Source organism: Pseudomonas sp. MWU318 (genome assembly GCF_016756945.1).
In the GTDB taxonomy this organism is placed as follows: Bacteria; Pseudomonadota; Gammaproteobacteria; order Pseudomonadales; family Pseudomonadaceae; genus Aquipseudomonas; species Aquipseudomonas putida_A.
The window spans coordinates 43,847-54,070 of sequence record NZ_JAESJL010000017.1; the positions used below are offsets into that span (position 1 = coordinate 43,847).

General features: G+C 60.3%; 8 protein-coding genes. 4 read left to right on the forward strand and 4 right to left on the reverse strand.

The window, feature by feature from the left end; translation table 11 throughout:
* Positions 1 to 108 precede the first annotated feature (108 nt).
* Both JN524_RS26850 and JN524_RS26855 read right to left on the reverse strand, forming a co-directional pair.
* On the reverse strand, positions 109 to 2,028 hold the full coding sequence (locus tag JN524_RS26850; RefSeq protein WP_202371283.1) for a tyrosine-protein phosphatase: 1,920 nt from the start codon (positions 2,026 to 2,028) through the stop codon (positions 109 to 111).
* A gap of 258 nt (positions 2,029 to 2,286) precedes the next feature.
* Complete coding sequence (locus JN524_RS26855; protein ID WP_202371284.1) at positions 2,287 to 2,796, reverse strand: AAA family ATPase; 510 nt, start codon at positions 2,794 to 2,796, stop codon at positions 2,287 to 2,289.
* An 88-nt stretch (positions 2,797 to 2,884) separates the two neighbouring features.
* Between JN524_RS26855 and JN524_RS26860 the strand changes: the two genes are divergently transcribed.
* The gene (locus JN524_RS26860; RefSeq protein WP_202371285.1) at positions 2,885 to 3,166 is read left to right on the forward strand and encodes a hypothetical protein; all 282 of its coding nucleotides are present in this window, start codon (positions 2,885 to 2,887) and stop codon (positions 3,164 to 3,166) included.
* Between the two features lie 144 nt (positions 3,167 to 3,310).
* Here the strand turns inward: JN524_RS26860 and JN524_RS26865 are convergent, their stop codons facing one another.
* Positions 3,311 to 3,751 (reverse strand): hypothetical protein, encoded by a 441-nt coding sequence (locus JN524_RS26865; RefSeq protein WP_202371286.1) that lies wholly within the window; start codon positions 3,749 to 3,751, stop codon positions 3,311 to 3,313.
* Between the two features lie 142 nt (positions 3,752 to 3,893).
* A complete protein-coding gene (locus tag JN524_RS26870) occupies positions 3,894 to 6,098 on the reverse strand; it encodes an OsmC domain/YcaO domain-containing protein (protein ID WP_202371287.1) in 2,205 nt (734 codons plus the stop codon).
* 239 nt (positions 6,099 to 6,337) lie between these two features.
* Between JN524_RS26870 and proP the strand changes: the two genes are divergently transcribed.
* The 3 genes from proP (at position 6,338) to JN524_RS26885 (ending at position 10,202) form a co-directional block, all read left to right on the forward strand.
* Positions 6,338 to 7,840, forward strand: coding sequence for a glycine betaine/L-proline transporter ProP (gene proP / locus JN524_RS26875; protein ID WP_027613786.1), 1,503 nt, complete (start codon positions 6,338 to 6,340; stop codon positions 7,838 to 7,840).
* Between the two features lie 138 nt (positions 7,841 to 7,978).
* A complete protein-coding gene (locus JN524_RS26880; RefSeq protein WP_202371288.1) occupies positions 7,979 to 9,235 on the forward strand; it encodes an MFS transporter in 1,257 nt (418 codons plus the stop codon).
* 37 nt (positions 9,236 to 9,272) lie between these two features.
* Positions 9,273 to 10,202 carry an alpha/beta hydrolase gene (locus JN524_RS26885; protein WP_202371290.1) on the forward strand — a complete coding sequence of 310 codons (930 nt, stop codon included), beginning with the start codon at positions 9,273 to 9,275 and terminating at the stop codon, positions 10,200 to 10,202.
* The last annotated feature ends 22 nt before the right edge of the window (positions 10,203 to 10,224 follow it).

Here is a 10,224-nt window from a genome sequence, read left to right on the forward strand (position 1 = left end):
CCACAGGGTCAGGCGGTGGATCAGGGTTGCCAATCCTCTGCTTCCACCAGTTTTTGCTGGTGCTTTGTGAATGATGGTCGTCCTTGACCTTGCGCGGTTGTCCCTGCTTCAGAACGCGTAACTGGCCTTCAGGCTGCCACTGAAACCGTGGCTGTCTCCACCACCGCTGGCACCGACTTCTGCGCCGACGCTGACCGCGCCGAGACTGGCCATCAGGTTGACGCCGCCGCTGAACTGGTCGCGGTTGTCGAAGGCGGCGCGTTGTTCGATGTCGAGGCCCAGAAGGTGGCCCTGGCTGTTGACGTCGTTGTTGCCCAACGTGCGTTCGTAGCCGACTTGCACACCCGGCACCAGTTGCCAGGCGCCCATCGCTATCGGGGCGAACGCCACGTTGAGGTTGGCGACGGCACTGCGGCGGGTGGCGGTGTTGTCGTCGACGTCGAGTGCCAGTTCGCTGCCCTTCTCTTTGAAGCCTTTTAGGTCGAGGTGGCTGATGCGCACGCCGAGGCTCGGTTCGAGGATCATGCCGTTGACCGGGGCGCGGTAACCCAACGCCAGGGTGGCGCCAGTGAGGTTGCCGTGGGTGTCGCCCTTGGCCGTGCCGAGGCCGCCACCGAGTTCGCGTTTGCTGTCGTAATCGACGTAGCCGGCGCTGGCGTTGGCGTCGACGAACAGGCCGCGTTCCAGGCTGGTGAAGCCGTAGCGGGCGCCAAAGTTGAAGAAGGTAAAGTCGGTATCGGCCTCACCGCCCGCGCCGCCGACGGTGCCTTTGCTGTAGCCGAAACCGCCGCGCGTGCTGAGCTGTTCGGAGAAGCGCTGGGTGATGCCGACCATCAGGCCTTGGCTGTGCTCGTTGCTGCTCTCGGCGTGGGACGAGCCGTCGGTGCCGAGGTAGCCGGCGAGCGCGGTGGTCCACACGCGGTATTGGCCGACTTTCAGGTCGGTGCCGCTGGCGTAAGGCGCGGCGGCTTGTTCGATCAGCGCATTCTGGCGCAGCAGGTAGCTGGCCGCGTCGGCGTGGACCTGGCCGCCAACCTGGGATTCGACACCGCCGAGGGTGCCGGCGTCGATCGCCGATTGCAGGTAGTAGTTGTAGGCGCTGTAGGTGCCGGACAGACGAGTGTTCTGCAGCTCACGGAGCAATTCGGCACCGGCGGCGGCGTTGCCGATCAACCCGGCCTGACCCGGCAGGCTGTTGTACTCGACCAGTTTGCCGCGCAACACGTAGATGGTTTCCTGCGACAGGCCGAGGCCTTGTTTGAGGTAGTTGTCCATGCTGCCGTATTCGGCGGTGACCTCATCCAGACCGGCCTGCAAGTAGCTGGCCTGCACGCCGAGCAACGGCGCGTAGACCGAGGCCATGCTTGGCGGCATTGCTTTAAGAGTGGCGGCGACGCGGGCGGCGGTGTAGTCGTTGGTCGCCAGATAGTTGGCCATGATAGTCGCGTTATCGACCCCGGCGATGCTCTGCAGCACAGCGGCGGTCCAGCCGGTGCGGTCCTTGCCGGCGGTGCAATGGAACAATTGTGCGCCGTCGGTGGTAGCCAGTTCGTTGAACAGCTTGCCGAACTGACCGCGCATACCCGCGTCGCTGACGAAAGCACGGTTGGTCTGCTCCATCATGGCAATGGCGTCGGCGGCGCTTTTGAACGACACGGTGGTGATGTTCGCGCCCGAGGTGGTGCTGCCGATGATATCGATGTTCTGGTAGGTCGCACCGGTCAGCATCGTATCCGGCGTGCCGGCGATTTCGCTCGGCGTGCGCAGGTCGTAGACGGCTTTGATGCCGAGGCTGTTGAGAGTGGCCAGATCAGCTGCCGACGGCGTGATCGCGTTGGAGCGGTAGAACACGCCGCCACGCATGGTGCCGTCGTGGGCGGTGGAATACGCAGAGGTCAGGCCGGCGACATCACGGAAGTTGTCGATACTTTGCAGACGCGGCGTGTCGAGCACCACAGGCTCGGCGGCGTGGGCTGCGGCGATGGACAGGCTCAGAACGGACAGCGAACACACTAGACGTTGAAACACAGTGCAGCCTCATTGGAATTAGCGTTGGGCTGGCTACTATCTGCAATCAACTGATACCGAATATGACAGAACGACTGCGCAAGGAAATGGCTGCGCGATTGGGCCGTGGACTGCGTTTTTTGTCCGTGGGTTAACAAAAACCCCTGTAGGAGCTGCCGCAGGCTGCGATCTTTTGCCTTTGAAGATCAAAAGATCGCAGCCTGCGGCAACTCCTACAGGGGGTCATGTGGTGAACTCAGGATTAGTAGCTGCCGGAGATCATTGTGGGAACCAGCCCTGCTGGCGATTGCGCTGCATGACGATCTCCAGCCCCTCGCCCACCTCCGGCACCTGAAAGTAGCGGGTGATCAAATCAAACTCTGCATCAGAAGCGGCAAACTCATGCTCCGCCAGCGCGTTGCGTGCATGCAGCCGGACGCGGCAGGTGTCGTCATCCACATCGAGGTGATGCAGGCAGTGCGGCACTCGCGCGCTATCCGCCAGCCCTCGCAGCCACTGCCGATCCGCCACGGTATTGGCTGGAAAATCCAGCACCACACTCACCCCGGCCGCCAGCACATCGATCACCAACGGCCCCAGCACACCGCGAATCTGCCGTGCACATCGAACGTAATCCGCCACGGACTTGATCTGCGTCGGATACAGCCGCGACAGCCACTGATCCTCACTGAGCACCAGCGCGCGGTGTTCCTCAGCCAGTGATTTGGCCAGTGTCGATTTGCCCGAGGCGATCTTGCCGCACATCAGGTGAAGTGTGGGTGCACGCATTGGGGACGCTTCCTTATGTCGATTGCTGGATAATGCCCAACGCCTGTCAGCGAGGCAATTGAGGCGCATGACCCAACGAGGAACCCAGATGATCACAATCACCGCACGCCACTGCTCGTTCTGGGTGCTACTTACCCTGCTCGCCACTGCCATGACGCTGACGGCCGGCTGTTCGAGCAAGCGCTACGCCACCAACGGCTCGAACTGCTACGCCAAAGCCGTGCCCACTTCCGGCGAAGGCGGTCTGGCCTGGGGCGACACCTTGAGCATGGCGCGCAAGAAATCGATGAATAACTGCATGCGTTATGCGAGCCGCTCCGGAGGCACGCCGAACACCTGCCAGGTGGTGCAGGCGCAGTGCAAGCGCTGAGAGCGCCGAAAGTGATGTTGGCTGACACGGCCCAGTCGCTGACAAGCCAGTTCCCACAGGGTTATTGGGTGGACTCAGGATTGGCGGCTGGCTCGCACAGTTTTTTCGCTGCAGGTGAGATTGGCGAACGGCCTGACGATCGAATCAGGCTCCGCGCTTGAGCACCGCCGTCGAAACCCGTGGCTGGATCGACTTTTCGATCAGTGCGACGATGTCCTTCGCCCCATAACAACGGAACAGAATGCTGCCAGCATCCGTATCCAGACAGACGATTTTCGTGATGAAGCCACCTTCAAGCGTGACCTTGCGGATCATTCCGAGCGGCACCCTGATGTCCAGTGTGCCGTCTTGAACCATGCGATTCATGGCGTTGGCATTCAGGTACACAGCAGTATTCGTGAGGGTCATTTTGCCGCCGACCCACAGCCCGCCGTAAACCTCCTTGAAACCTTCCAGCACGCCGGCCAATGCACCGACGTTGCCACTGCCGGCAACATCGTAGAAATCGCCGACACCTTCGTAATCCACCTCGACGTCCGCCACCAGAAAGTTGACCAGCTTCGACTTTACGACCTTCTCTTCCATCCTTGAATCTCCATGTCCCCACGATACTTATTTGTGGTGAGGTGATTTATCCCCGATGGACTGCGTAGCAGGCCCGCTTTGCGCGCCATCGGGGATAAATCCCCTCACGACAGGTTTACTCAGCAGAAGTGACCGTCTGCTATTAGCGCTTCAACGCCGCCGCATTAGCCCGCGCGGTGTGCAGCTTTTTATAACTGTCGATCAGACGCAGGTGACGATCCAGCCCTTCGAGCTTCATGCTGGTCGGCGTCAGACCGTAGAAGCGCACGCTGCCATTGACCGAACCAATCGCCGCGTCCATGCGTTCGTCACCGAACATGCGGCGGAAGTTGGCCTCGTAATCGGCCAGTTCCAGATCCTCGTCCAGTTCCATTTCCAGGCACACGTTCACCGCTTGGTAGAACAAGCCGCGTTCGACGGTGTTGTCGTTGTATTGCAGGAAGGCTTCGACCAGATCCTTGGCCTGTTCGAATTTCTGCAGGGCGAGGTAGATCAGCAGGCGCAGTTCCAGAATGGTCAGCTTGCCCCACGGCGTGTTGTCGTCGAACTCGATGCCGATCAGCGTGGTGATGTCGGTGTAATCATCCAGCTCGCTGTTTTCCAGGCCTTGGGCAAGATTGCGCAGACCGACCTTGCTCAGGCTGTGCAGGTTGAGGATGTCGGCGCGGAATTGCAGGGCCTTGTTGGTGTTGTCCCAGATCAGGTCATCCACCGGGTAGATTTCCGAGTAATCCGGCACCAGGATCCGGCAAGCGTTGGCGCCGAGGTCGTCGTAGACCGCCATGTAAGCTTCTTTGCCCATGGCTTCGAGGATGCCGAACAGGGTTGCGGCTTCTTCGGCGTTGGAGTTTTCGCCCTGCCCGGAGAAGTCCCACTCGACGAATTCGAAATCAGACTTGGCACTGAAAAAGCGCCACGACACCACACCGCTGGAGTCGATGAAGTGCTCGACGAAGTTGTTCGGCTCGGTCACTGCCTGCCCGGAGAAAGTCGGTTGCGGCAAGTCATTCAAGCCTTCGAAACTGCGGCCTTGCAGCAGCTCGGTCAGGCTGCGTTCCAGCGCCACTTCCAGGCTTGGGTGCGCGCCGAACGAGGCGAACACGCCGCCAGTGCGCGGGTTCATCAGGGTTACGCACATCACCGGGAATTCACCGCCCAGCGACGCGTCCTTGACCAGCACCGGGAAGCCCTGCTCTTCCAGGCCCTTGATCCCGGCGAGAATGCTCGGGTACTTCTCCAGCACTTCTTGCGGCACGTCGGGCAAGGCCATTTCGCCTTCGAGGATTTCGCGTTTGACCGCGCGCTCGAAGATCTCCGACAGACACTGCACCTGGGCTTCAGCCAAAGTGTTGCCGGCGCTCATGCCGTTGCTCAGGAACAGGTTTTCGATCAGGTTGGACGGGAAGTACACCACCTCGCCATCCGACTGGCGCACGAACGGCAGCGAGCAGATGCCGCGCTGGGTGTTGCCGGAGTTGGTGTCGTACAGGTGCGAGCCTTTGAGCTCGCCGTCGCGGTTGTAAATGTCCAGGCAGTATTGGTCGAGAATCTCTGCCGGCAGCTCGTCTTTCGGGCCCGGTTTGAACCAGCGCTCGTTCGGGTAATGCACGAACTCGGCGGCGGCGATGTCCTCGCCCCAGAACTGGTCGTTGTAGAAGAAGTTGCAGTTCAGGCGCTCGATGAACTCACCCAGCGCCGAGGCCAGTGCGCCCTCTTTGGTCGCGCCCTTGCCGTTGGTGAAACACATGGGCGAATGCGCATCACGGATGTGCAGCGACCAGACGTTAGGCACGATGTTGCGCCACGAGGCGATTTCGATCTTCATCCCCAGATCGGCGAGAATCCCCGACATGTTGGCGATGGTCTGCTCCAGCGGCAGATCTTTACCCGCGATGTAGGTTCCCGCTTCAGAGGTCGAATGCGGCATCAGCAGCGCTTGCGCATCGGCGTCGAGGTTCTCGACTTCCTCGATCACAAACTCGGGACCGGTCTGCACAACCTTCTTCACCGTGCAGCGATCGATCGAGCGCAGGATGCCCAGACGATCCTTCTCGGAAATGTCCGCTGGCAATTCGACCTGGATCTTGAAGATCTGGTTGTAGCGGTTTTCGGGATCGACGATGTTGTTCTGCGACAGGCGAATATTCTCGGTCGGGATATTGCGGGTTGCGCAGTACAGCTTCACGAAGTAAGCCGCGCACAAGGCCGACGACGCCAGGAAGTAGTCGAACGGCCCCGGTGCCGAGCCATCGCCCTTGTAGCGAATGGGCTGATCGGCGATCACCGTGAAGTCGTCGAACTTGGCTTCAAGTCGAAGGTTGTCGAGAAAGTTGACCTTGATTTCCATGCGGGTTTACCAGAGAGCAGAAACGAATTGGCGGCCATTATCCGGGTTTTCAGCCTGACGTCTTGTGCTTTTGCGTAATCGCCGCTGGGTGGGAGCCGCTGCTTGCGTGGTGAATCAGCACAGGCAAACGACAAAAATGCCCTGAGCAGTGAATTTTTTCGTGTCTTCTTGTATCTGACGGAAAGAACCCATGCCACCAAAACAATGGCATCGAATCCGTTCAGCTATGAGTGACCCGCATGAAATCAAGGAAAAACAAGGTCAATCCCATCGGATTGAAAGACATCACGATTGTCGACGACGCCAAGATGCGCAAGGCGATCACCGCCGCCGCACTGGGCAACGCCATGGAATGGTTCGACTTCGGGGTCTATGGCTTCGTCGCCTATGCACTGGGCAAGATCTTCTTCCCCGGCGCCGATCCTGGCGTGCAGATGATTGCTGCACTGGCGACCTTTTCGGTGCCGTTCCTGATCCGTCCGTTGGGCGGACTGTTCTTCGGTGCGCTGGGTGACAAGTACGGGCGACAGAAAGTGCTGGCCGCGACCATCGTGATCATGTCGCTGAGTACCTTCGCCATCGGCCTGATACCGTCGTATGAGTCGATCGGCATCTGGGCGCCGATCCTGCTGTTGTTGGCGAAAATGGCCCAGGGTTTCTCGGTCGGCGGTGAGTACACCGGCGCCTCGATTTTCGTCGCCGAATACGCGCCCGACCGCAAGCGCGGTTTCCTTGGCAGTTGGCTGGACTTCGGCTCGATTGCCGGTTTCGTCCTCGGCGCCGGTGTGGTGGTGCTGATCTCGACGATCATCGGCGAAGAGAAATTCCTCGAATGGGGCTGGCGTCTGCCGTTCTTCCTCGCCCTGCCACTGGGCATGATCGGCCTTTATCTGCGGCATGCGCTGGAAGAGACGCCGGCGTTTCAACAACATGTCGAGAAACTCGAAGAAGGTGACCGTGAAGGATTGGCGGGCGGGCCGAAGGTCTCGTTCAAGGAAGTCGCGACCAAACACTGGCGCAGCCTGATGACCTGCATTGGCGTGGTAGCGGTGACCAACGTCACCTACTACATGCTGCTGACCTACATGCCGAGCTACCTGTCGCACAACCTGCACTACAGCGAAAACCGTGGCGTGCTGATCATCATCGCGATCATGGTCGGCATGCTGTTCGTGCAACCGGCGATTGGTTTTATCAGCGACAAGATCGGCCGCAAGCCTTTCATTGTGGTCGGCAGTATCGGCCTGTTCCTGCTGGCGATTCCGGCGTTCATGCTGATCAACAGCGGCAAGATCGGCCTGATCTTTTCCGGTTTGCTGATCCTCGCGGTATTGCTCAACTTCTTCATCGGCGTCATGGCTTCGACGCTGCCGGCGATGTTCCCCACACACATCCGCTACAGCGCACTGGCCGCCGCGTTCAACGTCTCGGTGCTGATTGCCGGCCTGACCCCAACTGCCGTGGCCTGGCTGGTAGAAAGCACCAACAACCTGTACATGCCCGCTTACTACCTGATGGTGATTGCCGTGGTCGGCCTGATCACCGGCGTGACCATGAAAGAGACCGCCAACAAACCGCTGCGCGGTGCTGCACCGGCGGCGTCGGACCTTGAGGAAGCCAAGGAACTGCTCAAGGAACACCACGACAACATCGAGCAGAAAATCGAAGACATCGACGCCGAAATCGCCGAGCTGGAAGCCAAGCGTAAGGAGTTGGTGCAGCAGCATCCGCGGATCAATTAAGTCGCATGCAGCGTGGCCACTCGAAACGGAGTCGAGTGGCCAGCTACGCGCCGTGTGCAACTAAATCCGCAGACGACCACTCACTGAATTGAACGAGGTTGCGCCATTTTGCGCAACCTCGATACCGAAGGTGCCAGCGTGGACACTCTCTCCGATCGTCGCAACAATCTCTCGCTGGACAGCCTCAATTTCTTCCTCGCCGATGTGCGCGATGGTCTCGGGCCGTATCTGGCCATTTACCTGCTGGCCGTTCATCACTGGGAGCCGGCCAGCATCGGACTGGTGATGACCCTTGCCGGCATCGCCGCCCTTGTCACGCAGACACCCGCCGGAGCCCTGGTCGACAACACCCGCAGTAAACGCGCGGTGATCGCTATTGCCGCGTTACTGGTGACCGGCAGTTGCGTGGTATTGCCCTTCGTCACGTCCTTCAGTCTGGTGGCGATCACCCAAGCGCTGAGCGCCGCAGCAGCGTCGGTGTTCGCCCCGGCCATTTCCGCGATCACCCTCGGCATTACCGGCCCGCGAGCCTTCACCCGGCGCACCGGACGCAACGAAACCTTCAACCATGCCGGCAACGCCTGCGCGGCGCTGCTGGCCGGTGGATTCGCTTACCTGTTCGGGCCGGTGGCGGTGTTCTATCTGATGGCGGTCATGGCGCTGTGCAGTGTAATCGCCGTGAGCTTCGTCGATGCCAACGCGATCAACCATGATCTGGCGCGGGGACTTGACCCCAGCGACGCCACTCACACCAAGGCACCTTCGGGATTCGCGGTGCTGCTGACCAACAAGGCGCTGCTGATGTTCGCCATCTGCTGCGCCCTCTTCCACCTCGCCAACGCGGCGATGCTGCCATTGGTGAGCCAGAAACTGGCGCAGGTCAATCTGCAGATGGCGACGCCACTGACCTCGGCCTGCATTGTCGCCGCGCAACTGGTCATGGTGCCGATCGCGTTGCTGGTCGGAGCCAAGGCCGATGTATGGGGACGCAAGCCGCTGCTGCTCGCAGGCTTCCTGATTCTGCCGTTGCGTGGCGTGCTCTATACCTTGTCCGCTGATCCTTACTGGCTGGTAGCGGTGCAGATGCTCGACGGCGTCGGCGCGGGGATCTTCGGTGCGCTGTTCCCGGTGGTAGTGAAAGACCTGACGCTGGGCACCGGACACTTCAACATCAGCCTTGGCGCCCTCTCGACCGTGTTCGGCCTGGGCGCGGCATTGAGCAGCAGTGTCGCGGGGATTGTATTGCAAGAGGCCGGTTACAACGCGGCGTTTCTGACCTTGGCGGTGATTGCCGGGGTCGCGTTCGTGCTGATGTGGCTGGCGGTGCCGGAGACATTGTCGCGGGTGGGGAATATTGAGCCGGCGCTGCAACCTAGGGAGGAAGGATTTGGCTAAGAATGTGCTTGAGTTCAGCGATAGTGATCTGGCGCAGATGCAACGCTTCAATCGCAAGCTCGCCTGGCTGCCGCGTTTTCGCATCCGCAATCGGCTGACGCCGCGTTTGATCCAGGCATTGCTGCGTGCCAGTCAGATTGTCAGCGCGGACAAACCGCTCAAACATGACCTGCATGCGCAAAACACTGTGGTGTATTCGCAAGGTGCGTCAGTGCCTGTCCGGATCATCCGCCCGCGGGGAAAGGCTCAAGGTGTGGTGCTGGATTACCACGGTGGCGGCTGGGTGATCGGCAATGCGCAGATGAACGACGACCTCAATATCGCCATGGTCAAGGCATGCAACGTGGCGGTGGTATCGGTCGACTATCGGTTGGCAGTCAATACGCCAGTTGAGGATCTCATGCAGGATTGTCTGTGCGCCGCACGTTGGCTGTTGAGCGATGATTGCACGGAGTTCGTCGGCCTGCCGGTAATCGTTGTCGGCGAATCGGCAGGCGCGCATCTGGCCGTCGCCACCCTGTTGGCGCTCAAGCCATCAGCTGATTTGCTACGGCGGGTCAGCGGCGCCCTGCTCTATTACGGCGTCTACGATCTCGCCGGCACCCCAAGCGTGCACGCAGCACCCGCTGAAACGCTGGTGCTCGACGGGCCGGGCATGGTCGAGGCGCTACGTTTGTTGACTCCAGGATTGAGCGATGATGAACGCCGGCAGGCGCCACTGTCTCCGCTGTACGGCGACTTGAGCGGATTGCCACCGGCGTTGATGTTCACCGGTGAACTGGATCCGCTGCGCGATGACACGCTGGAATTGGCTGAGCGCTGGCAACGATCAGCACCGGTTGAAGTACATCTACTGCCCTCGTCCGCCCATGGCTTTATCCATTTTCCGACCACCATGGCTAGCCGTGTTTTGGCCTACAGTCGGGAGTGGCTTTCGCGTCAGATCGAGGCAAAAACAAGCAGTTAGGGCCTGTATTGGCATGTTGAAC